The organism is Dyella kyungheensis (assembly GCF_016905005.1).
In the GTDB taxonomy this organism is placed as follows: domain Bacteria; phylum Pseudomonadota; class Gammaproteobacteria; order Xanthomonadales; family Rhodanobacteraceae; genus Dyella; species Dyella kyungheensis.
Genome location: NZ_JADIKC010000006.1, coordinates 76,728 through 103,075, shown reverse-complemented (window position 1 = coordinate 103,075; position 26,348 = coordinate 76,728). Strand labels below are relative to the sequence as shown.

Genomic DNA, 26,348 nt, shown 5'->3' with positions numbered 1-26,348 from the left:
CGGCGGGGTGGCATGGGCGCGGCGTCAAGTCGCGTCAGGCAGTTTTCAGCTGCGAGTGTGTGCTCAGCCGTGTTTCATCTGCGCGACGACGCTCGCCAGTTCGCGTACGGCGGCCTCGGAGACGTCGCGCTGCGGCGTGAGGTCGGGGTTGTTGAAATTGCCCGTATCGCCGATCACCTGCACCATGATGCCGTCGCTGCGCGGTACCACGCTGAGGTTTTGCGTACGCAGGCCGTATCTGACCTCGGGCTGCGGAATCAACCGGGCAGTTTGGCCGCGCACAGGAATCACCGAGTCGTCGTTGAACAGCGCGCGGGCACCGTAACCGGTCGCATTGACCAGGGTCTGTTCGGGCAGCTGTTGCAACTCATCGGCATGGGTGAATTCGCGCAGCTCGATCTTGCCGCCCGCAGCGAGGTATTCGTTCATCAGGAAATGGGCGTAGCTGCTGAGGTTGAACATCAGCGTGGTGTAGCGGCGCACGTACGGTTCCGGGAACGGATGATTGCCCGGCGACAATTCCACCGAACGCGGCGTGAGGTCGCGCACGCGGTTGGCGAAGTCGCCGTACGCCGGCTCATCGGGCACGTCACCGTGGAATTTGCCGAATGGCGCATCGGCCAACGAATAGCCGTCGATCCATTCGACCGGCTGGCCCGGCAGGCCGAGCAGGCTTTGGTAACGCGCGTAGGAAAGACGCGTCATCATTTCCCATCGATCCGCCAACGCAGGTGCGTGCGCGGCGTCGCAGATGCGCGAGTCGGGCGTCCACAAACCGGAGGCGCGCATGGAGAACACATCCGGCGGCAGTGCCTTGGCGTAGATGCGGGTGGACAGGCCGGCCTGCTGTGCGAGCAGGGCGGTGGTGAGCCCGATCGCGCCGCAGCCGATCACGCCCAGTTCGCGTGCGCCCGTGGCCTGCACCATCTGCAAGGCCAGCGTGCCCGAGCCCCACGACAGCGACCAGCCGCTGCCGCCATGGCCGTAGTTGTGCACGACGGTTTTCTTGCCGAACTTTTCCAGCTCGATGCGCGGGCCTGCCGCTCGGAATGGACGCGTGCAGACGTAGACACCGGTGATGCGGTCGGTGCTGGCGCGGATCGGCGCCAGCGATGTCGAACCGGTCGTTGAAGCCGGGTCCGGTTTCACGGCCGGGGCAGTACAGGCGGCCAGTCCCGCGGTCGAAGCCACCGCCAGCGTGGCGCTGGCCTGGCGCAGGAATTGGCGTCGTTCCATCAAGCGCTCTCGGGAATGTGGAGACGCCACATCCTACACGCTCGTCATTCCGGCGCAGGCCGGAATCCAGTAGCGGCAAGTTGCGGTCTTCGCGAGAGCGATAACGCCTTTTGGTGGCGCTTGCGAAAGCCCAATGCATCGCAACTGGATTCCGGCCTGCGCCGGAATGACGAGCTAGGGGGTCAGCCCTTCTTGAGGAACCCTCCAATCGCCAGCAACGCACCCACCACAATGCCGGCAATGCCCACCCACTGCGGCAGCGCCTTGTCATGCGTGGCGCTGACCTTGGCCGAGCCGATCTGCACGAGGGTGTCGGTGGTCTGGTAACTGCCATGGCCCGCCAGGACATAGATGCCGCCGGCTAAGAGTAGAACGCCGAGGATGATCAGCACTGCACGCATGGAAAGCTCCTTGGAAAAGGTGAACGGGCTGAAGAATCGCCAGAGCGCGTCACGCCGTTGTGAAAACGTGCCAAGTCGTTGACGCGCCACCATAGGAGCAGAGGGAAAGAGAAAAGTCGACGGCGGCGTAAGGCGGTGTATCCGCCGTCGAGGGAGTAACCGGGTGTTCAGTCGATGCGGGCGAACAGCGCGCCGTGGCCGGGCAGGCTGAGGCCATCGGGGGTAACCGCGCCCTGACTCAGCCCATGACCGTTGATGGGAGTGAGTTTGCCCGGCCGGGCCAAGGGCAGCTCCACCGGTGCCTTGGACAGGTTGAATGCGACCAGCAACGTGTCTTCGCCGTGCATGCGGGTGAATGCCAGCACCGGTTCCGGCGTGTCGATGAACTGGATGTCGCCCCAACGCAGTGCCGGCTGGGTCTTGCGCCACGCCATGAACCGGCGGAAGCCGTTGAGGGTGGAATCGGGCGTGGCGTCCTGCAGGGTCACCGCCAAGGCGCGATGTTCGGCGGGCACCGGCAGCCACGGATCGCCCACGCTGAAGCCGGCGTTGATGCCGCCGTTCCAGGGCATCGGCGTGCGGCAGCCGTCGCGGCCCTTGAAGGTGGGCCAGAAGGTGATGCCATACGGATCCTGCAGCGATTCGAACGGCACATCGGCTTCGGTGAGGCCCAGTTCCTCGCCCTGGTACACGCACACCGAGCCGCGCAGCGAGCAGACCATCGCGCTCAGCAGGTTCGCCAGCTTCGGCGAGGCATGGCCGTTGCCCCAGCGGCTGAGCACGCGCGACACGTCGTGATTGGAAATGGCCCAGCACGGCCAGCCTTCCAGCATCTGCGCCTCGAGATCCTCCACGGTGCGGCGGATGTAGCCGGCGCTGAAATCGTCGGTGAGCAGCTCGAAGCTGTAGCCCATGTGCAGGCGGTTGCCGCTGGTGTATTCGGCGGTGGTGGCGAGCGAGTCTTCGGAGGAGATCTCGCCGATGGCGGCCACGTCTTCGTACTGGTCCATCAACGCGCGCAGTTCTTCGAGGAACGCGAGGTTCTCCGGCTGCGTGTTGTTGTAGTAGTGATACTGGAACGCGTACGGATTGTCCGGGCTGAAGCCGCGGCCCACGCGTTTTTCCTCGGGCTTGGGCGGGTTGTCGCGCAGTTCGCGGTCGTGGAAGCAGAAGTTGATCGCATCCAGGCGCAGGCCGTTGACGCCCTTGTCCAGCCAGTACTTCACCTCGTCGAGCACCGCGCGGCGCACGTCGGGGTTGTGGTAATTGAGATCGGGCTGCGAGGTCAGGAAGTTGTGCAGGTAGTACTGGCCGCGGCGCGGTTCCCATTGCCAGGCGCAACCGCCGAACAGCGAGAGCCAGTTGTTGGGCGGCGTGCCGTCGGCCTTCGCGTCGGCCCAAACGTACCAGTCGGCCCTGGGATTGTCGCGGCTCTCGCGGCTTTCCTTGAACCAGGCGTGCTCCATCGAGGTATGGCTGAGCACCTGGTCGATCATCACCTTCAGGCCGAGCGTGTGCGCCTTGGCCAGCAGGCGATCGAAATCCTCGTTGCTGCCGAACAGTGGATCGACTTCGCGGTAGTCCGCGATGTCGTAGCCGAAGTCGGCCATGGGCGAGCGGAAGAACGGCGAGATCCAGATCGCGTCCACGCCAAGGCTCGCGACATAGTCGAGCTTGTCGACGATGCCGGGCAGGTCACCCACGCCATCGCCGTTGGTGTCCATGAAGCTGCGTGGATAGATCTGATAGGTGACGGCTCCGCGCCACCAACGTGCATCACTCATTCGCGTACCCCGTTCCCGCCCAATGCTCGCTTCGCTGACAGACAACCGGGCCTGAAGCGAAGCGCGGGGGGCAGCTTAAAGGCAGAGTGCGAAGCGGACGCTTCGACTGCATACGTATTCAAAAAATCGCGATATTGCGACGCAGCAGGGCGCAGGAGCCGCTGCGAAAGTTACGCTGCCGGAGGGGCATCGATGCACGGAAACCCGCGCCACCATCGATTTTCCGAACGAAACACGAGGCTGGGACCGGTCCATGTCAAGGCAGGCGGTGAGACGCGCACCCATTAGAATTTTGTCAAAGGTGCACAAAAAAACCGGGTCATGAATACGTATGCATAGGCCTGTTCGGCATTTTTTGCAGCCCTACCATGGCCGCCACGCGACGGGGCCCTCCGAAGATTTCTCGGCTTGCACTGGCGCGTAGCCCGCAGCGCCTGTGGGGGCGGCTGCGGCAACTACAAAACCAAAGATGAAGTGCAAACCCGTGGGAGGGGAAGACGGTGGAACTGAAACGTAATGTGCTGGCCCTGGCGCTGGCGTCCGGCCTTTGTTTGACGGCAGGTATTCATGCAATGCCGGCGGATGCGGGCGCGAACGCGACCGGCACGGCCGCCGCCCCTGGTGCGCAGGACAGCTCTGCCCAGCAGACTGACCCGAACGCCAAGAAAGACGATCAGGCCAAGCAGACGCAGGACCAGCAGCTGGCCAAGAGCCTCTCCACCATCACGGTGACGGGCTACAACCAGAGCATGGAAAAGTCGATCGACTACCAGCGCTACTCGGACACGATCACCAACGTCATCACCTCGGCCGACATCGGCGGCCTGCCCGACCAGTCCATCGCCGACGCACTGACCCGCCTGCCGGGCGTGTCCGCCGAGCGCATTGCCGGCCAGGCCTCGCAGATCAATATCCGTGGCCTCTCGGGCAACTTCATCCAGACCACGCTCGACGGTCGCGAGCAGCCGTCCACCAGCGGCAGCAACTACATCAACTTCGACCAGTACCCGTCGGAGCTGATCAACATGGCCACGGTGTACAAGTCCTCGCAGGCTTCGCTGATCACCGGCGGCGTGGGCGGCACTATTGCGCTGCAGACGGCCGATCCGCTGCTGGCGCCGAAGGACCAGAACCTCAACATCGACGCGCGCGGCAGCTACGACGGCCAGGCGCACGACGTGAGCGGCGCCAACGCGTTGGGCTACCGCCTGAGCGCGGCCTACCAGGGCAAATTCATCGACAACACGCTGGGCGTTGGCCTGGGCGTGGCGCAGATGTACCAGCCGCACGTGGCCGAGCAGTTCGTCGGCGAAGCCTCCGACGGTTCGAAGTATTCGATCAACTCGCAGCCGGGCGCGCCGACGGGCTATCTGCCGGAAGGCATCCAGCTGCAGCAGAACGGTGGCGAAGAGCGCCGCACCGGCGAGATCGCCACCATCGTGTGGAAGCCCACCGACGAGTTGAAGATCACCGGCGACGGTTTCTACTCGAAGTTCAAGAACGAGTCGTTCGGTTACGGCTTCCGTTCGCAGAACTTCTACGGCAACAACACGCAGATCACCAATCCGGTGTGGAGTTCGCTGGGTACGCTGATCGGCGGTTCGGTGGCCAGCAACCCGACCGCGGGCGTCGATCCGCGCACGGGCAATCCGTACGGCAACCAGTTCTCCAACGAGACCACGGCCGACAACTACTCCACCACCACCAGCGTGTTCTCCGGTGGCCTGAACCTGAAGTGGGATCACGGCAACTGGCATGTGGACGCCGACGTCTCGATGTCGCGCGCCACCAGCAACGAGATCAACGTCGACACCACCGCCGATCCGTACTCGGGCCTGGGCACCGCCAACCCGCAGCTGATGGCGCAGTCGATGAACTTCCAGCTGAAGGGCCAGCAGGTAGGCAGCGCGCAGTTCGGCGATCCCAGCCTGTACACCAATGTCAACGACATGGGTCTGTCGCGTTACGGTGTCTATCCGTACATCTATCACGACAAGATGAAGGCCTTCCGCACCAGCGTGAAGTACGACATGCCCAACAGTTCGTGGCTGTCCGCGCTGGAAGCGGGCGTCTACATGAACAACCACACGTATAACGCCGATCGCGAAGCGTTCGTGTATGGCTCGGAGTGGAACACCTCGCCGGTGCCCGGCGAGCTGCCGCTGAGCATTCCGTCCAGCGCCGCCAAGGTGACCTGCTGGAAGGGCAAGTTCTCCGGCTTCCCGTGCTTCCTCACTCTGAACGGTCCGGCCATTCTTGCCGCGCACGGCATCAATGCGACGCCGGTCAAGGACATCAACGCCAACAGCTGGACCTACATCCAGAGTGGCCAGGTGGACGAGAAGACGCGCGATATCTTCCTGATGGCGGATATCGATGCGCAGAACGTGTTCGGTCACGAGCTGAGCGGCAACGTGGGCATCCGCGTGTCGCACCAGTCGCAGTACAGCTCGGGCCTGCAGCAGGTGGGCAACGGTGCGGGCATCCCGATCACCGACGGCAACGGCTACACCAGTTCCGACTACGCGCCGCTCACCGTCGGCAAGACCTATACCGATTACCTGCCGTCGCTGAACCTGATCTATCACCTGACCGACGACGACATGATGCGTTTCTCGGCGGCCAAGGTGCTGTCGCGTCCGCCGATCGACAAGATGTTGGCCGGTTCCGGTTCGTGGGTGTCGAACGGTCCGGGCCCCGGCGCGCAGTACAACGTGTGGGGCGGCACCAGCCCGCTGCTCGATCCGCTGCGCGCCACTCAGTACGACCTCGACTACGAACACTACTTCGACGACTCCACCGGCCTGCTTACCGCCGGCGTGTTCTTCAAGGACGTGAAGTCGTTCGTGCAGGACGTCACGTACAACAACTACGACTTTGCCGCCGCGGGCATTCCGGTGCCGATCAACCCGGACACCGGCACGCAGTACCTCAACGGTGATTACCAGACGGCCTATAACGCCAAGGGCGGCCTGGTTCGCGGTCTGGAACTGTCCGGTTCGAAGACGCACTTCCTGCCCGGCATCTGGGCTGGCCTGGGCGTGCAGGCGAACTTCGCGCTGACCTCGAGCACGGTGCACAACCCGACCAACCTCGGTGGCCCGACCACCTACGTCGGCCTGCCGGGCCTGTCGCGTCGCGTGGCCAGTGCGGCGGTGTTCTACGACTACGGTCCGTTCTCGGCTCGTGTCTCGGGCAACTACCGTTCGTCGTTCCTGTCCGATACGCAGATGGCCGTCAGCAATCAGCTGGTGACCTTTGCCGCCGAAACGGTGTACGACTTCCAGGCCTCGTACGACATCACCCAGCAGTTCAAGGTGGTGTACCAGATGCTCAACCTGACCAACCAGCCGACCCGTACCTACTTCGGCGGCAACCCGCAGCAGACCGGTACGATCCAGTACTTCGGACGCACCAGCTACCTCGGCGTCGAGTTCAAGCTGTAAGTCATGAATCGCGCCGGTCTCGAAAGAGGCCGGCGCGATGCTTTTTGGGGCCATGCCGAATCATCGGCACGGCAAACACACCGCGAGGCCCGGCGTAGCGGTTTCCGGTCCGATGCGATGTCTGCGTTCCGGTGTACCGTTCCGTCGATGGCCTGCCGCCTTCGAATGGAGCACAGCATGTCCCGGAATCGCCTGTTCAGTTCTCTTGCGCTCGCTCTCTCCCTCACGCTCGGCACAGCGTCGATGCACGCCCGCGCGGCCGACGCGCCGCCGGCTCCCGTCGCGAACACCCAGCCATCGGGCGTCTACTACGAAATCTTCGTGCGCGCCTGGTACGACACCAACGGCGACGGCATCGGCGATCTCAACGGTGTCACCGCCAAGCTCGATTACCTCAAATCGCTGGGCATCAGCGGCATCTGGCTGATGCCGATCAACAGCTCGCCCAGCTATCACGGCTACGACATCACCGATTACTACGGCATCAACCCGCAGTACGGCAGCACCGCCGATCTCGAACACCTGGTGGCCGAAGCGCACAAGCGCGGCATCGCGGTGACCATGGACATGGTGATCAACCACACCGGCAAGGAACACCCGTGGTTCGTGGATGCGCAGAACGCCGGTGGCGCGCATCGAAACTGGTATTCCTGGACGTCCAAACAACCGGATCTCGCGGCCATCAGCGCCACCGATACGCCGATCTGGCACGCCGGCAACGATGGCTGGTACATCGGCGTGTTCGGTGGCCATATGCCTGATCTCAACTACGACAATCCGGCCGTGCGCGCCGAAATGATCAAGGTCGGCCAGTACTGGCTGGGCAAGGGCGTGGACGGTTTCCGCCTCGATGCCGCCAAGCACATCTACGTCGACTTCAAGTCAGACGTGCACAGCGAAAAGGCGCTGGAGAAGAATGTCGCCTGGTGGACCGAATACCACGATGCGCTCGCCAAGACGCATCCGAACGTGACCCTGGTGGGCGAAGTCAGCGCCACCTCGCCGAAAGAACTCGCGCCTTACCTGAAGCCGCTGGGTTCGATCTTCGACTTCCCGCTGGCCGAGCAGCTGATCGTCAGCGCCAAGAGCGAGCGTGCGGGCCAACTGGGCGACCTGCTCAAGGCTACCAACGAGGCGTACAAGGCAGCGGGCGACACGCCGCACATCGACTCCACCTTCCTGTCCAATCACGACCAGGAACGCGTGATGAGCCGGCTGGATGGCAACGTCGATCACATGCGCATGGCCGCTGCGATGCTGCTGACGCTGCCGGGTCGCCCGTACATCTATTACGGCGAAGAGCTGGGCATGGAGGGCAAGAAGCCCGATGAAAACCTGCGCGAGCCGATGCGCTGGCAGCGCGAAGCGGGCCCCGGCGAGTCGCGCTGGAAGCCATCGAGCGCGCACCAGGGTCAGGCGGTTTCGGTGCAGGCGGAGCAGGACGATCCCGGCTCGCTCTACAACACCTACCGCACCCTGATCGGCTGGCGCGCGCAGAACAGCGCGCTGCGGGATGGCGACCTGAGCATGGTGGCCACCGGCCTGCCCAGCGTGGTCGCCTACTGGCGCAACGACGGCAAGCAGAAACTTTTGGTGGTGCACAACCTTTCCGGCAAGAGCGCAGTGTGGAAACCTAAGGGGGATCTCCTCCCCAAGGACGCCACCATGCAACTGACCACCAAGCCGCACGCCGCGCTGGAACACGGCAAGCTCCAGCTCCCCGCCTATAGCACCGTGGTGCTGCACTGATGCGGGCGCGGCTGCTCGCGCTGGCGCTGCTGTCCGCCATGGCCGCCACACCGGTGGCCATGGCCGTGCGCAACGACGCCAGTGCCGACCGCATGGAACTCACGCTACCCGGGGGCAAGCTGGAGCTTCGCCTGCTGACCCCCGGCGTCGTGCAGTTGCGTGTGGACGGCACGCGCGAGCCGGCCACGCCGGTCATCGATGCGCAGGCCAGCTTCGATCCGGTCGAGGTGACGCGCGAGACGCAGGGCGATGAGCAGATCCTGCGATCCGCCCAGCTCGTGCTGCACTGGAATCCGCATCGCAATGAATTGCGCATGGAGGATCCCGCTGGGCACCTGCTGCTCAGCGCGGATCTCTCCCACGCCATGGACGGACGCTGGACGCTGCGTCACGCCAAAGGCGATCCGCAGTACGGCATCGGCGGGCTGAATGCGTTCGACGCCGAAGCCGGCCATCTGCTGCGGCAGGGCAAGCAGATTGCCACGGCAGGCGCCCAGGGCCACACCGGCGCGCCGTTGGTGTGGAGCACCGCCGGTTACGGCGTGCTCGCCGATGCGGAACCGGCCCGCTTCGATCTCTCGGCCACCGACATCGGCATTCGCGCCGACAAGCAGGCCGTGCACACCATCTACCTGCTGGTGGGGGCGCCCGATGCGCTGTTCGCCCAGCTGCGCCAGATCAGCGGCGCCGCCCCGATGTTTCCGAAGTGGGCGATGGGTTTCACCAACAGCCAGTGGGGCATCGACCAGAAGGAAGCGCTGAGCCTGGTGGATACCTACCGCGCCAAGCACATCCCCATCGACAACTTCACCTTCGACTTCGACTGGAAGGCGTGGGGCGAGGACATGGGCGAATTCCGCTGGAACACCGACAAATTTCCCGACGGTCCCGACGGCAAGCTCAAGCAGCAGATGGACCAGCGCGGCATGCACATGACCGGCATCATGAAGCCGCGCATCCACGTCGACACCGTGGAAGGACGCGAAGCCACCGCGCGCGGCTACTGGCTGGCGCAGTCGAAGGAAGCGCCCGATTATTTCTCGCACAAGCCGGTGCGCGACGTGGATTTCGACAAGCCGGAAGTGCGCGCGTGGTTCTTCAACGATGCGCTGAAGCATTCCTTCGAAACCGGCATCGTGGGCTGGTGGAACGACGAGGCGGACGACAGCGGCGTCGACACGCAATTCCTCAACATGCAGCGCACCCTGTACGACGGCCAGCGCAGCATCAGCGACAAGCGCGTCTGGTCGATCAACCGCAACTTCTACCTCGGTTCGCAGCGCTACGCCTACGGCGTGTGGTCCGGCGACATCCAGAGCGGCTTCGCCAGCATGGCGGCGCAGCGCCAGCGCATGCTCGCCGCGTTCGACGTGGGTGCAATGCATTGGGGCATGGACGGCGGCGGCTTCAAGGCGCCGATGCCGGTGCCCGAGAACTACGCGCGCTGGATCCAGTTCGGCGCGTTCACGCCGGTGTTCCGCGTGCATGCCGACTTCGGCCAGAAGCGGCAACCGTGGGTCTACGGACCGATCGCGGAGAAGGTCGCGGCCGAAGCGATCCGTCTGCGCTACTCGCTGATCCCATACATCTACAGCTACGAGTACCACGCGCATGCCGATGGCGTAGGCGTGGTGCGTCCGCTGCAGTTTGTCTATCCGCAGGATCCGGCGCAGCGCGATCGCATCGATGCGTGGATGTTCGGCGACTACCTGCTGGTGTCGCCGGTGGTGGAGCAGGGCCAGACGGTGAAACGCCTGCAGCTGCCGCATGGCCGCTGGATCAACTGGTTCGACGGCAACGCGTACGAGGGTGACCGCGAGATCACGCTCAACGTGGATGCCACGAACTGGAGCGATATCCCGCTGTTCGTCCGCGAAGGCGCGATCATTCCGCAGCAGCCGGTGATGGACTATGTGGGACAGCAGCCGGTGACGTCGCTGGACGTGCAGGTGTTCCCCGCCGATGCGGCATCGCATTTCGACGTCTATGAGGACGATGGCGAAACCTATGCCTACGAGCAAGGCACGTACTTCCTGCAGACGCTGTCCGTGCAGCGCGAACAGGGCGTGGTGAATTTCAAGACGGGCGCGGCGACCGGTGCATTTCGTCCGGCGCTGAAGGATTATGTGCTGGCGATCCACGTCCCCTCGTCTGTTGCGGTCTCCGTCGACGGCAAGCCGTTGGCCAGGGTGGCCAGCATCGAGACGCTGCGCGCCGCGCAGGGCGAGGGATGGACGCAAGCTCATGACCGGTTTGGCGAGGTGACGTACGTGAAGATCGAGGCAGGCAAGGCGAAGAACATCCAGCTGGGTACACAGGCGGTGCAGCCGTGAGGGGCGTGTCGACGCACCGCACGCGCATCGCGCTGGCTTGCGCCGCGTGGTTGATGGCAGGCGCGGTGCAGGCGCAGGCGATCACCGCCAAGGGCGAAGTGAACTGGAACGGCAAGACCGCCAGCATGAACGCGCAGGCCGATGGCAGCTTCGTGCTGCATGCGCCTGCGGGTGATCGAACGATTGCGGCGCAGAAGCTGAGCGTGCACACGGCCAGCCCCCTGTTCGACGGCTTGTTCGCCATGGCGCAGGATGATCTCAGTCACGACTCAGTGACAGCCATCAAGGACGGCGCCTACGATCACGGCAAGGAAATTCCCTGCGTGTGCTTCGCCACCGGCGACAAATGGCCCTACGTGTGGACACGCGACACGTCGTATTCCATCGACCTGTCGCTGTGGCGCCTCGATCCGGAGCGTGCGCGCAACTCGCTGCGCTTCAAGCTTTCCGACGCGCGCGAGCCATCGGTGCCGCAAGGCATGTACGTGATGCAGGACACCGGCTCCGGCGGCAGCTGGCCGATCAGCACCGACCGCGTGGTGTGGTTCCTCGGCGCCAAGTCACTGCTGGACGACAAGGCCTTCGCCGACGACACCTGGCGCGCGGTGCAGGACACGCTGGCGCAGGATCGGCTCTACGTGTTCGATAGCCGGCTGGGCCTGTATCGCGGCGAGACCTCGTTCCTCGACTGGCGCGAGCAGACCTATCCCGCGTGGACGGAAAAGGACGTGCGCTTCATCGGCGAGTCGTTCGCGCTGTCCACCAACGTGCTGCATTACCAGGCGCTGCAACTGGCAGCGCAACTCGCCGAGCAGCGGCACGCTGCGGCCGCGACGGACTATCGCACGCAGGCCGATGCGTTGAAGCAGGCGATCAACGCGCACTTCTGGCGCGCCGATCGCGGCATGTACATGAGCTATATCGGCCCCGAGGCGATGCCGATCGACAGCTACGACCTGCTCGGCATCGCGCTTGCCGTGACCACCGGCGTGGCCGACACCGGGCGGGCCAAGCAGGCGCTGGCCAACTATCCGGCATGGCCCTCCGGCAGCCCCGTGATCTGGCCCGAGCGCAAGGACCAGCCGGTCTATCACAACCGCGCGATCTGGCCCTTCGTGAGCGCCTATTCGCTGCGGGCGGCGCGGGTGGTGAACGATGCGCCGCGCATCGCGCTGGAAATGAATTCGATCCTGCGTGGCGCCGCGCTGGCCTCGTCCAACATGGAGAACTACGAGCTGGTCTCGCAGGCCGTGCATGTCGACGAAGGCAAGCTCAGCGGCCCGGTGGTGAATTCGCCGCGCCAGCTGTGGTCGGTGGCGGGCTACCTGGACATGGTCATCAACGGCGTGTTCGGCGTGGGCGATGCGGGTCGCATCGATCCCAAGCTGCCGGCTTCGTGGGTGGCGCCGCTGTTCGGCGACAAGCCGAGCATCACGCTCGACCTCGCCGGCCAGCGCGTGACCCTGCTGCGCCCGGCCAAGCTCGATGGCGATCTGCTGGTGGCGCAATCGCAGCAGCACACGGGCAACGAGACCACCGTGCAATTGAAGGCGATCCACTCCGGCGCCAAACCCTTGCATACCGATGCACCATTGTTCGGTCCCGCGATGCCGGACGCTCCCGTCGTCACCGCCTCGGCCAAGGGCTGGCAGGTTGATTTCCAGGGCAAGGGCGTGCTGTATCTGGACGGCCATCGCGTGGGGCCGATCGACGGCAGCCTCAGCGTGCCCAAGGGCGCGACGCGCCAATGCTTCCAGCTCACCCGCGTGGGCGAGGGCGGCCTCGAATCGCTGCCCAGCGCGGCCACCTGCAAGGGCGACGAAGCGCGTCTCGCCGGTGCCGGTCCGTGGGAATGGAAGGCGACCCGCAGCGGCGCGATGAGCGTGTCGTTCGACTACGTGAATGACCATGGCCCGATCCAGACCGGCGTCACGGCCGCGGTGAAACTGCTCGATGTGTCGTGCGATGGTGCGGCGCCACAGCGCGTGGTGGTGGTGATGCCGCATAGTGTGGGCACGCAGCGCTCCGCCACGGCCACGTTCACGGCAACGGCAGGAGCGACCTGCCGTTTCCGCCTGGACCAGGGGTTCAACATGAGTGACCTGCGCCACAACGCGCATTACACCGGCGAGCAGGGCGGCGCGAGCGGCCCGGTGAACGATGCCAAGGTCGAGGCCATGCTGCTGTCGCCGTCGCCGGTCACCCGCGCGCCATGACGCGCAAGCCCGAGCTGTCGTTCTGGCAGATCTGGAACATGTGCTTCGGTTTTCTGGGCATCCAGTTCGGCTTTGCCCTGCAGAACGCGAACGTCAGCCGCATTTTCCAGACCCTGGGTGCGGACGTGGGCGACATCCCGGCGCTGTGGATCGCGGCGCCGTTCTCGGGACTGCTGGTGCAGCCGGTGATCGGCTACCTGTCGGATCGCACCTGGACCCGGCTGGGACGCCGTCGTCCGTACTTCCTGATCGGCGCGGTGCTCACCACGCTGGCCTTGCTGTGCATGCCCAATTCGCCGGTGCTGTGGGTGGCGGCGGGCCTGCTGTGGATCATGGACGCCTCGATCAACATCTCGATGGAGCCGTTCCGCGCCTTCGTCGGCGACCAGCTGCCGCCGCGGCAGCGGCCGGTGGGCTACGCGATGCAGAGCTTCTTCATCGGCGTCGGTTCGGTGGTGGCCTCCCTGCTGCCGTGGCTGCTGGCCAAGCTCGGCGTGAGCAACGTGGCGGGCGAGGGTGCCATTCCCGACACGGTGAAATACGCGTTCTATCTCGGCGGCGTGGTGTTGCTGGGCTCGGTGCTGTGGACGGTGCTGACGTCGCGCGAGTACCCGCCGGGCGAGTTGGAAGCGTTCTCCGATAGTCCAGTGGAAACCCAGGCCGTGCATGCCACGCATGCGTGGCGTTTCGGCGTGGCGCTGATCGCCGCGGGGCTGGTGTTGTTCGTGGCGATTCGCCATTACGCGCTGGAAAAAGAGCTCTATCTGCTCGCCGGCGGCCTGGTGCTGTTCGGCACGTTGTTCTCCTGGCTCTCCTTCACGCGCAGCAGCGGCATGCTGCGACAGGTGATGGGCGATCTCTACGGCATGCCGGAGACCATGCGCCGGCTCGCCGTGGTGCAGTTCTTCTCGTGGTTCGCACTGTTCGCGCTGTGGATCTACACCACCGCCGCGGTGACCTCGGTGCACTACGGCACCACCGACACGCATTCGGCCGTCTATAACGAAGGCGCCAACTGGGTCGGCGTGCTGTTTGCCGCCTACAACGGCTTCGCCGCCGTGGCCGCTGCGGCGATTCCCTGGATGGTGCGCCGCTGGGGCCTGCGCATCAGCCATCTCGTGAACTGCTGGCTGGGTGGCGCAGGCCTGTTGTCGTTCCTGCTGATCCGCGATCCGCAGTGGCTGCTGCTGTCGATGGTGGGCGTGGGTTTCGCCTGGGCGTCCGTCCTGTCGCTGCCGTATGCGCTGCTGTCGGACAACCTGCCGGCGACGAAGATGGGCGTCTATATGGGCATCTTCAATTTCTTCATCGTGATCCCCCAGCTGATGGCGGCCAGCGTGCTGGGCCTGCTGCTGCGGCTGTTCTTCCACGGCCAGGCCATCTGGGCACTGGCGATGGGCGGCGCGAGCCTGGTGGTTGCGGGGCTGTGCACGCTGCGCGTGTCAGAGCCGTCCACCGCCCAATCGTAGGCACACCTGTGGGAGCGCACCCTGTGCGCGACCGCGGAGCCGAGGGTCTGCTCTTCGCTGGGTCGTCGCGCACAGGATAGGAAGGTCAGCGCTTGAGGCTGGATTTCCGCACGATCAGCTTCGCCGGCAGCATCCCGCTTTCCGCAGGCTGCCCGCGGATCAGCGAGAGCAGGTTGTCCACCAGGATCTCGCCGGCCAGCTTGGTGTCCTGCAACACCGTGGTGAGCGGCGGATTGACGAAGCTGGCCATCGGAATATCGTCGAAACCCGCCAGCGCCACGTCTTCGGGCACCTTCAGGCCGTGGTCGGCGAGCGCGCGCATGGCGCCGATGGCAATGAGATCGCTGGCGGCAAACACGCCATCGAACGCCACGCCGCGCGCCAGCAGTGTTTCCAGGGCCTCATAACCGGAGCGCTCGGTGCTTTCGGCGTTCACCTGCAGCAACGATTCGGCATCGAGCCCAGCGTCGCTGAGCGCGCGCGTATAGCCGCGGTAGCGGTCGAAGAATTCGGGATAGTGACTGGAGGCATCGCCGAGGAAGGCGATCCGCTGGCAGCCTTGCGCCAGCAGGTGCGCGGTGACGTCGCGTCCGCCGCTGACGTTGTCGCAACCCACCGAGACATCCGGCTGGTCCGGCAGCACGGCGCCCCAGCGCACGCAGCGCGTGCCCTGGTCCACCAGCTTCTGCAGCTTGTCGCGCGTGGCCAGGTAGTCGCCGTAGCCGAGCAGGATGATGCCGTCGGCTTTCTTGCTGTCCGCGTAGTCGGCGTGCCAGTCGCGGGAAAACTGCTGAAACGAGATCAGCAGGTCGTAGCCGCGCTGGGCGCAGGCGCGCGTGATCGAGCCGAGCATCGAAAGAAAGAACGGATTGATGTGCGATTCGTCGGCGGTGGGATCTTCGAACAACAGCAGCGCCAGCGTGCCGGTGTGCTTGGCGCGCAGGCCCGAGGCGTTCTTGTCGACCTTGTAGTTCAGTTCCTCGACCGCCGCCTGGATGCGCCGGCGGGTCTCCTCGTTGACCAGCGGACTGCCGCGCAACGCGCGCGACACCGTGGACTGGGAGACCCCGGCCAGGTGGGCAATATCGAACGAGGTGACTTTTCCCTTGATCTGCACGCCGCGGTGATTCTCGAGTCAGTGCGCAGATCCTAGCGGCTTGTGTGCTCGCTGTCCTTTCATTCGCCTGTACCGGAGACGGGCATGAAAAAGCCCCGAGGATTAGGGGGGAATCCTCGGGGCCGGGGTGGCAGCGAAACCCAGGGGAGAGGTTCGCTTACCGTTTGGGCTCGTCCAGGGAGGTGGCGAGCCCGCGGACGCCGTTGCGTGCATCCGGTAACTAAGAACGCGCCAGCAGGGGAAAGTTGCACAGCGGGCGCCAAATTGGGTTAGCAGGCGTTCATTTGACGAAAATCCAACGTTTTCGCGGGCCGCCGTGACTGGCTCAGATGCCGCCTCAGTGCCCAGCGCCGCGCCGTCGCGCACAAGTGCGCTCCCACAGGAGCCGCGTGCGTTGCGGGACCTCAGTGCGCCTCATCCCAATTCTTCCCCACCCCCGCTTCCACCAGCAGCGGCACGGACAGCTCCGCAGCCCCCGACATGCGCTCCACCACGCCCGCGCGCACGTCGTCGATCACATCCTGGCGCACCTCGAACACCAGTTCGTCGTGCACCTGCATGAGCATATGGGCGTCGTCGCGCGGCTGCAGCCAGTCGTGCACGGCGAGCATGGCGCGCTTGATGATGTCCGCCGCGGTGCCCTGCATCGGCGCGTTCACCGCTGCTCGCTCGGCGCCTGCGCGCAGGGCCTGGTTGCGCGACTGCAGGTTCTCCAGATAGAGCCGGCGGCCGAACAGCGTCTCCACGTAGCCATCGCGATGCGCCTGCTGGCGCGTGGATTCCATGAACGCGTGCACGCCCGGATAGCGGGCGAAGTAACGCGCCATGTAATCGCTGGCTTCGCCACGATCCACGCCCAGCTGGCGCGCCAGGCCGAACGCGCTCATGCCGTACATCAGGCCGAAGTTGATCGCCTTGGCGGCGCGGCGCTGGTTGGCGCTCACTTCTTCCGGCTTGAGCCCGAACACTTCGGCGGCGGTGGCGCGGTGCACGTCGCCGCCTTCCTTGAACGCCTTGACCAGGCCTTCGTCGCCCGAGAGATGCGCCATGATGCGCAGCTCGATCTGTGAATAGTCCGCCGCCAGCACCACCCAACCCTCCGGCGCCACGAACGCCTGGCGGATGCGGCGGCCTTCCTCGGTGCGGATGGGGATGTTCTGCAGGTTGGGGTCGGACGAGGACACGCGCCCCGTTGCCACCGAACCCTGGTGATAGCTGGTATGCACGCGTCCCGTACGCGGATTGACCATCTCCGCCAGCTTGTCCGTATAGGTGGAACGCAGTTTGGCCAGGCCGCGGTAATCGAGGATCAGGCGCGGCAGCGCGTGATCGTCCGCGATCGCTTCCAGCGCTTCCTCGTTGGTGGACGGCTGGCCGGTGGGCGTCTTCAGCTTGGCGGACAGGCCCAGCTCATCGAACAGGATGGCCTGCAGCTGCTTGGGCGAGTCGAGATTGAACTGGCGGCCCGCGCCTTTCCACGCTTCCTGCTGCAGTTCCAGCATGCGCTTGCCGAGCTGCTGGCTCTGCATGCGCAGTTCGTTGACGTCGATCAGCACGCCGCACTGTTCCATCGATGCCAGCACCGGAATCAACGGAACCTCGATGTTCTGGTACACCGAGCGCAGCGACGGCTCGCTCTCCAGCTTGGGCCACAGCGCGTGGTGCAGGCGCAGCGTGATGTCGGCATCTTCGGCGGCGTAGCGGCAGGCGGTGTCCAGGTCCACCTGCGAGAACGGAATCTGCTTGGCGCCCTTGCCGGCGACCTGCTCATACTTGATGGTTTCCACGCCCAGGTATTTCCTGGCCAGCGAATCCATGTCGTGGCGCGTGGCGGTGGCATTCCACACGTACGACTCCAGCATCGAGTCGTGCTGGAGGCCGCGCAAGTGGATGCCGTAGTTCGACAGGATGTTGATGTCGTACTTCGCGTGCTGGCCCATCTTCGGACGGCTTGCATCCTCGAAGAACGGCTTGAGCGTGGCCAGCACCTGCTCGCGCGAGAGCTGCGCGGGCGCGCCGGGATAGTCGTGCGCCAGCGGCACATAGCAGGCGTGACCCGGTTCCACCGACAGGCTCAAGCCCACGATATCGGCCTGCATCGAATCGATGGAGGTGGTTTCGGTATCGAACGATACGAGCGGCGCCGTGGCGATCTTCGCCAGCCAGTCTTCGAACTGCGCCTGGGTGGTGACCAGTTCGTACTGGCCGGCCATGGCGAGGTCCTGGCCGGGACGATCTTCCTGGGGGAGCGCAGCCTGTGGGCGACTGGCCGTTTCTGCAAGATTGCCTGAGGTCGCTCCGCCCGTGTCGCGCACAGGGTGCGCTCCCACAGTGGCTCCGCCGGTATCGGCGTCGAGGTCCTTCAACGCCGCCTTGAAGTCGTAGCGGGTGTACAACTCGCGCAACTGGTCGACATGGCGATCGCGCAGCTGCAACTGATCGACGGTCGCGTCGAGCGGCACGTCGAGCTTAATCTGCACCAGCTCACGCGACAGCGGCAGCTGCGGCAGCGCGGCGCGCAGACTCTCGCCGATCTTGCCGCCGATCTTGTCCGCGTTGGCGATCAGGTTGTCCAGCGTGCCGTATTCGGCCAGCCATTTCGCGGCGGTCTTGGGGCCGCACTTGGGCACACCCGGCACGTTGTCGATGCTGTCGCCGGTGAGCGAGAGGAAGTCCACGATCTGCGCCGGATGGACGCCGAACTTGTCCATCACGCCGGCGTCGTCGGTGGTGGTGTTGGTCATCGTATTGACCAGCGTCACGCCCGGGCGCACCAGCTGCGCAAGATCCTTGTCGCCGGTGGAAATCTCCACCTCGATGCCTTGCGCATGCGCCTGCTCGGTGAGCGTGCCGATCACGTCGTCCGCTTCCACGCCGCCCACGCGCAGGATCGGAAAACCGAGCGCGCCGACGATCGCGAGCATGGGTTCCACCTGGGCCCGCAGGTCGTCCGGCATGGGTGGGCGATTGGCCTTGTACTGATCGTAGAGCTCGTTGCGGAAGGTAGGCCCCGGCGCGTCGCTGACGAAGGCCACGTACTCGGGCCTGGCCTTGAGCGTGGCGCGCAGCATGTTCACCACGCCGAACAGCGCGCCGGTGGGCTCGCCGTGCGAATTGGTCAGCGGTGGGAGCGCGTGGAAGGCGCGGTAGAGGTAGGAGGAACCGTCGATGAGAATGAGCTTGGCCATGCCGCGATTGTCGCACGCGTGCACCGGAACCGACCCCTCTGCGTTCAGGCTCCGCGCCGTCGGCACATCGCCGTTGCGCGACAGCCGGCCCGGGCCACCGGCGCTTCACAAGCCGTGCGGTTCCGCGCTGATATGCTCCGCATCCCACAGGAGGCCGTCATCATGAAACCCGTCGCTTTGCTTGCCGTTCTTGGTGTGGCCATCGCATCGAATGCGCTTGCCCAGTCGTCCCCCAGCCAGTTCCCGCCGGCCCCGCCGCCGCCGGGCATGAACGATCCGGGCGTCAAGGCCGCGCCGCAGGCGCCGGCCCCCAAGCTGGTCCAGCCGTCCAAGTCCGCCGCCGGCAAGACGTCGGCCTCGGGCAACGTCTCGGCGGATACCGAAGCGTCCATGAGCGCGCCGGCCACCACCACCACGCCGGCGACCACCGACGCCCAGCCGCGCGACGCGAACGGCAACGCGCCGCCGCAGGTGAAGGTGGTCACCCAGGGTGACCAGACCATCCAGGAATACAGCCGCAGCGGCCAGGTCTACATGGTGGTGGTGACGCCCAAGGGCGGCATCCCGCAGACCTATATGGTCGACCAGAAGGGTGCCTGGTCCAACCAGGCGGGCGAGCCGGTGAAGCCGGTGATGTACAAGATCATGTCATGGGGCAACAGCAAGCCGGCCCAGGACCAGGACGACGGCGGCCAGTAAGCGCGTGACGGCACGGTTGGCGAGGCGAGCATGAACCTGCGCGAGAGCTGGCTGCTGTTCGCGCTGGGCTCGGCGTTCTTCGCCGCGCTCACGGCGCTGTTTGGCAAGCTGGGCGTGGCGGGCATCAACTCCAACCTCGCCACCTTCATTCGGACCATCGTGATCCTGCTGGTCACGGCCGGCATTCTCAGTCTTCGCAACGAATGGGCACGCCCTACCGGGCTGCCCGCGAGCAGCTGGGTGTTCCTCGTGCTGTCGGGCATCGCCACGGGACTGTCGTGGCTTTGCTACTACCGCGCCCTGCAACTGGGACCGGTGAGCCGTGTCGCGCCGATCGACAAATTGAGCGTGGCCATCGCCATCGTGCTGGGCGTGTTGCTGCTGGGCGAGCAACTGAGCTGGTCGCTGGCGATCGGCGGCGGGCTCATCGTGCTTGGCGCGATCATCATCGCGGTGTTCTAGGGATGCTCTGATCTATTCCGCATGGGCGGCATGACTCCCGAGAGTCCGCAGGGTGTGAGGCGTGCCGACTCGACAGGCCGCCAGCCTGCCTTCATCGCCACAACACCCATCTGCGGGCGGACAGAACCGGTGACGCCCATGCGGAATAGATCAGAGCATCCCTAGCGTTCGTCGAGTTCCGGGTAGTGGCGGAAAATGCCGTCCTCGTTGAACGGAATGCGACGTTCGGAGGCCAGGTAAGCGGCGATGTTCGGCCGTTCGGCGACACGTTGCTGGAGTGCGCGCAGCTTCGTCGTGCGGCGCCGCTGCGATTTCATCACCTTGGGAAACGCATAGTCCAGTCCCGACATCAGCTGGAACAGCGACAAGTCCACATACGAGTGTCGCCGACCAATCGCATGGCGCCCATCGCCGCGATCGAGCACCTGCTCGAAATAGCCCAGGTACTTCGGGATGCGCGCCTCGCAGAATGCATTGGAACGTTTGCGCGCTTCGCTGCGTTGCTGTTCGTAGTACAGGTCGCCGGAAATCGGGTGATGGGTATCGTGCACTTCGGCCACGATGTCGGTGACGGTCTGCTGCAGTTGCATGGCATAGCGCTGCGCGGGCTCGGAGGCGGGCACCAATCCGTGGCGCGGACCCAGGAAGGCCAGGATATTGGCCGCCTGCGCGATTACCTGCCGGCCCGCGCGCAGGAAGGGCGGCGCGAACGGCAATGCGCCCGCATGCTTGCCGTGCAGGAACGGCATGATGGCCTGGTCGCCTTTGCGGCGGGCGACGTCGCTGTAAGCGGCGCCCGCGTCTTCCAGGGCGAGCCGAACGAATTCACCGCGTCCCTGGATGCCGGTCCAGTAGTAGAGCTCGTAGCGCATGAGCGAAGCCCGTGGAGAAAGCTGCGAGGCTAGGTGGCGGACGTTCAACAGGATGTGAGCGCGGCGTCGCCACCCGCTCCATTCCGTTGCCATCACTGTGGGAGCGCACCCTGTGCGCGGGTGAGTTCCCGCAACCGCTCCCACACCAGCGCCGCCAGCGGCGACAGCGAGCGCTGCCTGCGCTTGATCAACACCACCTCGCGACTTTCCTGCGGCGTCAGCGGTCGCGTCACCAGCGTGGGAGGCGGTGGTGCCAATGCGGGGCTCACGCTGATGCCGAGTCCGGCTTCGACCATGCGATAGGTGGTGAACGTGTGCCCGGTCTGCTGCACGACGTTGGCCTCGATGCCGCGGCTGGCCAGTGCATGATCGATCAGGCGGCGGCTGCCGGAGGAATAGTCGAGCAGGATCAGCGGCAGCCCCTGCAGCTTGCGCCAGGGCACCCGATCGAGTTTCGCTAGCGGATGATCGGGCCGGCACACCAGCACGAACGGATCGCGCAGCAAGCGCTCGCTGTCGAATTCGCCGGTGAGCGGCGGATCGATGGCCACGCCGAAATCCACTTCGCCGCCGCGCACGCTGTCCAGCACCATGGTCTGCGCCTGGTCATGCAGCTGGATGGTGAGTTCGGGATAGCGCGTGGCACAGTCGGCGATGCAGCGCGGCATCAAACCCGCGGACAGCGTCGGCACCGAGGCGATGTGCACCTTGCCGCGCTTGCGTTCGCTCTCCGAATGCACGTGCGAAAGCACGCCTTCCAGTTCGTCCAGCACGCGCCCGATGGCGCTTTCCAGATAACGGCCCGCGTCGGTGGGCAGCACTTCGCGGGTGGTGCGGTCGAACAGCCGGATGCCCAGCTCGGCTTCCAGGTCCGCGATATAGCGGCTCACCGCCGGCTGGCTCAGGTGCAGGCTCTCCGCCGCCCGCCGGAAATGCTGCTGGCGGGCCACGGCAAGGAAGGCGCGGAGCTGGCGCAGGCTGATATTCATACCAATACTGTATCAGTAGATCAGATAAAACGATTTGATTAATCAATGGACTGGCAGTCCAATAGGCGCAGCCCTCCTTTCGCGCCCACGGCCATGTTCCTGCGTCGCTTCCTGCCCGACCGCTTTACCTGCGCCCTGATCGTCACCGTGACGCTCGCCAGCCTGCTGCCATGCCGCGGCACCACGGCGAGCGTGTTCAACGTGCTGACGGACATGGCCATCGCGCTGCTGTTCTTCCTGCACGGCGCCAAGCTCTCCCGCGAGGCGGTCGTGGCCGGCATGACCCACTGGCGCCTGCACCTCACCGTGTTGGCCAGCACCTTCGTCCTGTTTCCGCTGCTGGGGTTGTTGCTGCGTCCCGTGCTGTCGCCGCTGGTGACGCCTTCGCTCTACCTGGGCGTGCTGTTCCTGTGCACGCTGCCCTCGACCGTGCAGTCGTCCATCGCCTTCACCTCGATGGCGCGCGGCAATGTGCCGGCGGCCATTTGTTCGGCCTCCGCCTCCAGCATGCTCGGCATCTTCATCACGCCGCTGCTGGTGGGCGTGATGCTGGAATCGCACGGGCAGGGCGGCATGAACTGGGATGCCATCGGCGCCATCGTGCTGCAACTGCTGGTGCCGTTCGTGGCCGGCCAGGTCGCGCAGCGCTGGATCGGCCGCTGGGTGGAACGCAACCGCTCGCTGTTGTCCTTCGTCGACCAGGGCTCGATCCTGCTGGTGGTCTACACGGCCTTCAGTGCGGCGGTGCTGCAGGGCCTGTGGAAGCAGATCCCACTGCCGGTGCTCGGCGGCCTGCTGATCGTCAACGCCGTACTACTCGCCATTGCGCTCATCGTTACCCGCTACGGTGCGCGTGCGCTGGGCTTCAAGCGCGAGGATGAAATCACCATCGTGTTCTGCGGTTCCAAGAAGAGCCTCGCCAGCGGTGTGCCGATGGCCAAGGTGCTGTTCGCCGGCCATCCGTTGGGCGCCATCGTGCTGCCGATCATGCTGTTTCACCAGATCCAGCTGATGACGTGTGCGGTGTTGGCGAAGAAGTATGCCCAGAGGGTGGAAGGGCGCAACCGCAAGATCGGTGTCGCCACCGAAAGCTGAAACGTCGGTGCCGGCCAAGAAGGGCGTCCTTGCCGGACGCCCTTTTCTTTTAACTGCGTGGTTTCCTGCTTACCAGCCCATGCCTACGCCCACGCCGACCGAGCTGTCGCCCCCGGTGACCGAGGCGCCGACGGTGATGTTGGCGCGCTTGCTGATGGCGCGCTGGTAGCCGACGGAAATCGCCTTGGCGCCGTTGGAGAAGCCCGTGCCGGCGCCGAAGCGGTTCTGCGTCTCGATGCCGCCAAGGCTGGCCGCCATCGTCATCATGGAGGTGCTCATGGCGTTGTTGCCGCTGATGCGCTTGTTGACGTTGCGGAACTGGTCGTCCATCTGCTGCTGCATGCCGGCCACCTGTTTGGCGACGTTGCCCACCTGCTGGTCCGTGTAGCTGTTGGCGCTGCTGGTAGCCGAGCTGCTTGCCTGGTTCATCTGGGCGACGTTCACCGCATCCGTATCGGCGGTACCCGCCTTGACGTTGGTGATCTGGCGCTCGTTGCCCTGCGAACCCACCGACACGGTGTTGTCGCGATCAGCCACCGAGCCGCCGCCGATCGCCGCCGAGTGCGCGCCGGTCGCCTTGGCCGCCGGCGCACCGGCGTCGTTGGACGCGATCGCGTTCGACGTGCTGGTGGCCTGGGATACGACCGCATTGAGCTGCCCCACGTTCACCGCATCCATCTCGCCCACGCCGGCCGCCACGTTGTGGATGGTCGTGCCGCTGGCGGCCTGACCATTGCCCAGCGTGATGCTGCCATGGGCGGCCGAGCCGTCGGCGTTGCGATCGTAGGTCACGGCGGCATTGGCCGAGCCGTCGCCGTTGATCACGCCGGCGGCCTTCAGCTGCGCCACGTTCACCGCATCGGTATCGGCCGTGCCGGCCTTGACGTGGGTGATCTGGCGCTTGTTGCCCTGCGAACCCACCGACACCGAGTTGTCGCGGTCAGCCACCGAACCCGAACCCAGTGCAACCGACTGCTTCGCCGTCGCCTGGGCGCCGCCGCCCATGGCCACCGACTCCTGGCCCGAGGCCACCGAATCGGCCGCCGCCGAGTTGGCGTGGAAGAACTTCACGCCGTTGCCGCCGGTGGTGATGTTGTTGATCGACTGGCTCAGGCCGGCGATGGAAGCGGTGTTGCCGGCAATGGCGGCGGTGTTCTGCGCAACCTGCTGGTTGGTGGCGAACAGCTGGCTGCCGTTGACGGCATCCTTGCTGGATGCACTCACGTCGCCCTCAGCCACGCCCTTGAGCTTGCGCTCGCCGTCGGTGCCCGAGATGTCCACCACGGCGCCGCCGGTGTCCTTGGCGACCGAGACGGTCTTGCTGCTGGCGTCCTGCTTCACCAGGCCCAGCTCACCATTGCTGATCTGGTTGGTGATGTTGCTGACGCTGCCTTCCACGTTCGTCACGCGGCCGTCCAGCGAGGAGACGCTGCTGGTGTTCTGGGTGACGCGGGCGTCGATGTTGCTGACGTTGGTGTTGATCGTGCCGATGTCGCCTTCGTTGGTGGTGACGCGCTTGTCCAGCGAGGAGATATCCGTGGTGTTCTGCGTCACGGTCGCATTGGTCGCGTTGAGCTGCGACATGTTGACGGCGTCGTTGTCGCTCACGCCGGCCTTCACGCTCTTCAGCGTACGGGCGTTGCCGCTCTTGTCGGCAAAGTCCACCGCCGCACCATCGGTATCCTTGCCCACGGTCAGATCGGCACCGGCCGAGACCTGCTGCACCATGCCCACCGAACCGTTATTGATCTGGTTGGTGAAGTTGCTGATGCTGCCTTCCACGTTCGTCACGCGGCCGTCCAGCGAGGAGATGCTGTTGGTGTTCTGGGTGACGCGAGCATCGATGTTGCTGACGTTGGTGTTGATCGTGCTGATGTTGCCTTCGTTGGTGGTGACACGGCTGTCGAGGTTGCTGATCGACGCGGTGTTGCCGGCGATGTTGGTGGTGTTCTGCGTCACCGCCGTGTTTAGCGTGCCTAGCGCAGCGTCGACTTTGCCGAATGCGCTGCCCACATCGGTGGCGGCACCCGAGGTGCCATTGATGCTGTTGGCGTTGGTCAGTGCATAGCTGGGGCCGGTGACGGCACCGGAGGTGGCGTCGATGGCCGCGCCGCCGCCCAGAGCAGCAACGACCGGGGTCAGCTGGGACACGTTGACCGCGTCATTGCTTTGCGTGCCAGCACCCATGTTCACGATCTGGCGCGTGCTGGCCACCTGCGCAGTGCCCGACGCATCGGTAAACGACGAGGCTGCCCCCACCGACACCGTATTGGCGCGATCAGCCAGCGAGCGTGTGCCCAGCGCGACGGAATTGGCGGCCTGCGCGAGGCTACGACCACCAAGCGTGGTGCTGTAAGAACCCGTCGTCTGTGCATACCGACCCACGGCCATGCTGCTGGAACCTGTCGCCACGGAACCCAGTCCGACGGCCATGCTGGCGCCGGCAGTCGCCTGTGCGGCGTAGCCAATCGCCATGGAGCCGTTGCCTGGATTTGAGATACCGGTGGCCACTGCGCCCGGACCAATCGCAATATCCGTCCCCTGTGCAGACTTGCTGTTGGCGCCGATGGCCAAGGCACCGTTGTTCACGGCATCGTCGGTGCCATTGTTCAAGCCACCCGATTTGAAGTAACGATTGATGTTGGTGGCCTGGGTGGCGACCGTCTGCAGCTGACCGAAGTTGACCGCGTCGCTGGCGGCGGTGCCGTCGGCCAGGTTGGTGATCTTCTGGCCGCTCATGTTCAGCGTGGACAGCATCTTCAGGCCGTTCGCCGCGTAGAACGACATCGTGCCGTCCTTGTTGCCGGTGAGGGATGTCTGGTTGGTGCCGCCGGTGCCGCCGTTCGGGGCGGAGTCGCTGAACAGTCCCCAGTCGTACGTGTTCGCACTGCAGGAGCCGAGGGCGGTAGGTGTGCCGGAAGTGCCCAGGGCGGCGCCGGTATTGTCTTCCGCACACAGATTGAGCGAGCCGCCATTTGCAGCGAAGGCGGCATGGCTCATGGCCAGCGAGCCCAGCAGACCGGCCGCTAGCACGGCACCCACGGCGGCGCGCTTGCTGCCGCCCTTCTTGCGGCCCTTGGCCAGTTCCGAGGCGACGACCCAGCGGCCAGTGACAGCGTTCCAGACAATGCGATAGATGGCGTTCATGACAAGACCCTTAAGCGGAAGAGGAAAGTGATGGCCGTTTCCGTTTGGCTTGCCGGACGTCCTTGCCGTCCACGAAGCACATGGTCCGCTCGAGGGTCTGCGCGAAACATAAGAACTGTCTGATCTCTGGCGATCTCAGATTTGT

Annotated in this window: 16 protein-coding genes; 8 read left to right on the top strand and 8 right to left on the bottom strand. The window is 65.1% G+C overall.

Features of this window, described 5'->3' with window-relative positions; translation table 11 throughout:
* Window positions 1-63 precede the first annotated feature (63 nt).
* From ISP20_RS13990 to ISP20_RS13980, 3 genes are all read right to left on the bottom strand, one after another.
* On the bottom strand, window positions 64-1,236 hold the full coding sequence (locus tag ISP20_RS13990; protein ID WP_204636721.1) for an FAD-dependent oxidoreductase: 1,173 nt from the start codon (window positions 1,234-1,236) through the stop codon (window positions 64-66).
* Window positions 1,237-1,418: 182 nt separating this feature from the next.
* Window positions 1,419-1,637 (bottom strand): hypothetical protein, encoded by a 219-nt coding sequence (locus ISP20_RS13985; RefSeq protein ID WP_204636720.1) that lies wholly within the window; start codon window positions 1,635-1,637, stop codon window positions 1,419-1,421.
* A 167-nt stretch (window positions 1,638-1,804) separates the two neighbouring features.
* Window positions 1,805-3,421 carry an alpha-glucosidase family protein gene (locus ISP20_RS13980; RefSeq protein ID WP_204636719.1) on the bottom strand — a complete coding sequence of 539 codons (1,617 nt, stop codon included), beginning with the start codon at window positions 3,419-3,421 and terminating at the stop codon, window positions 1,805-1,807.
* A gap of 500 nt (window positions 3,422-3,921) precedes the next feature.
* Here ISP20_RS13980 and ISP20_RS13975 point away from each other — a divergent pair, with 500 nt between their 5' ends.
* From ISP20_RS13975 to ISP20_RS13955, 5 genes are all read left to right on the top strand, one after another.
* A complete protein-coding gene (locus tag ISP20_RS13975; protein ID WP_204636718.1) occupies window positions 3,922-6,867 on the top strand; it encodes a TonB-dependent receptor in 2,946 nt (981 codons plus the stop codon).
* Window positions 6,868-7,044: 177 nt separating this feature from the next.
* Complete coding sequence (locus ISP20_RS13970; RefSeq protein WP_204636717.1) at window positions 7,045-8,616, top strand: alpha-amylase family glycosyl hydrolase; 1,572 nt, start codon at window positions 7,045-7,047, stop codon at window positions 8,614-8,616.
* Window positions 8,616-10,949: a glycoside hydrolase family 31 protein gene (locus ISP20_RS13965; RefSeq protein ID WP_204636716.1), complete on the top strand. Its 2,334-nt coding sequence runs from the start codon at window positions 8,616-8,618 to the stop codon at window positions 10,947-10,949. Before ISP20_RS13970 ends, ISP20_RS13965 begins: the two co-directional genes overlap by 1 nt.
* Window positions 10,950-11,002: 53 nt before the next feature.
* Complete coding sequence (locus ISP20_RS13960; RefSeq protein ID WP_204636873.1) at window positions 11,003-13,165, top strand: alpha-L-rhamnosidase-related protein; 2,163 nt, start codon at window positions 11,003-11,005, stop codon at window positions 13,163-13,165.
* The gene (locus ISP20_RS13955; RefSeq protein ID WP_204636715.1) at window positions 13,162-14,634 is read left to right on the top strand and encodes an MFS transporter; all 1,473 of its coding nucleotides are present in this window, start codon (window positions 13,162-13,164) and stop codon (window positions 14,632-14,634) included. Before ISP20_RS13960 ends, ISP20_RS13955 begins: the two co-directional genes overlap by 4 nt.
* Window positions 14,635-14,719: 85 nt before the next feature.
* Here the strand turns inward: ISP20_RS13955 and ISP20_RS13950 are convergent, their stop codons facing one another.
* Together ISP20_RS13950 and polA are read right to left on the bottom strand one after the other, a co-directional pair.
* A complete protein-coding gene (locus ISP20_RS13950; protein WP_204636872.1) occupies window positions 14,720-15,745 on the bottom strand; it encodes a substrate-binding domain-containing protein in 1,026 nt (341 codons plus the stop codon).
* A 410-nt stretch (window positions 15,746-16,155) separates the two neighbouring features.
* Window positions 16,156-18,939 (bottom strand): DNA polymerase I, encoded by a 2,784-nt coding sequence (gene polA, locus ISP20_RS13945; protein ID WP_204636714.1) that lies wholly within the window; start codon window positions 18,937-18,939, stop codon window positions 16,156-16,158.
* 162 nt (window positions 18,940-19,101) lie between these two features.
* Here polA and ISP20_RS13940 point away from each other — a divergent pair, with 162 nt between their 5' ends.
* Both ISP20_RS13940 and ISP20_RS13935 read left to right on the top strand, forming a co-directional pair.
* Complete coding sequence (locus tag ISP20_RS13940; RefSeq protein WP_204636713.1) at window positions 19,102-19,638, top strand: DUF2782 domain-containing protein; 537 nt, start codon at window positions 19,102-19,104, stop codon at window positions 19,636-19,638.
* 30 nt (window positions 19,639-19,668) lie between these two features.
* The gene (locus ISP20_RS13935; protein WP_204636712.1) at window positions 19,669-20,100 is read left to right on the top strand and encodes an EamA family transporter; all 432 of its coding nucleotides are present in this window, start codon (window positions 19,669-19,671) and stop codon (window positions 20,098-20,100) included.
* A gap of 161 nt (window positions 20,101-20,261) precedes the next feature.
* Here the strand turns inward: ISP20_RS13935 and ISP20_RS13930 are convergent, their stop codons facing one another.
* The gene (locus ISP20_RS13930; RefSeq protein ID WP_204636711.1) at window positions 20,262-20,972 is read right to left on the bottom strand and encodes a glutathione S-transferase; all 711 of its coding nucleotides are present in this window, start codon (window positions 20,970-20,972) and stop codon (window positions 20,262-20,264) included.
* 92 nt (window positions 20,973-21,064) lie between these two features.
* Window positions 21,065-21,961 (bottom strand): LysR family transcriptional regulator, encoded by an 897-nt coding sequence (locus ISP20_RS13925; protein WP_204636710.1) that lies wholly within the window; start codon window positions 21,959-21,961, stop codon window positions 21,065-21,067.
* Between the two features lie 93 nt (window positions 21,962-22,054).
* Here ISP20_RS13925 and ISP20_RS13920 point away from each other — a divergent pair, with 93 nt between their 5' ends.
* Complete coding sequence (locus ISP20_RS13920) at window positions 22,055-23,056, top strand: bile acid:sodium symporter family protein (RefSeq protein ID WP_204636709.1); 1,002 nt, start codon at window positions 22,055-22,057, stop codon at window positions 23,054-23,056.
* 69 nt (window positions 23,057-23,125) lie between these two features.
* Here the strand turns inward: ISP20_RS13920 and ISP20_RS13915 are convergent, their stop codons facing one another.
* Entirely contained in the window at window positions 23,126-26,203 is a 3,078-nt protein-coding gene (locus ISP20_RS13915) for an ESPR-type extended signal peptide-containing protein (RefSeq protein ID WP_204636708.1), read from the bottom strand.
* Window positions 26,204-26,348: the final 145 nt, after the last annotated feature.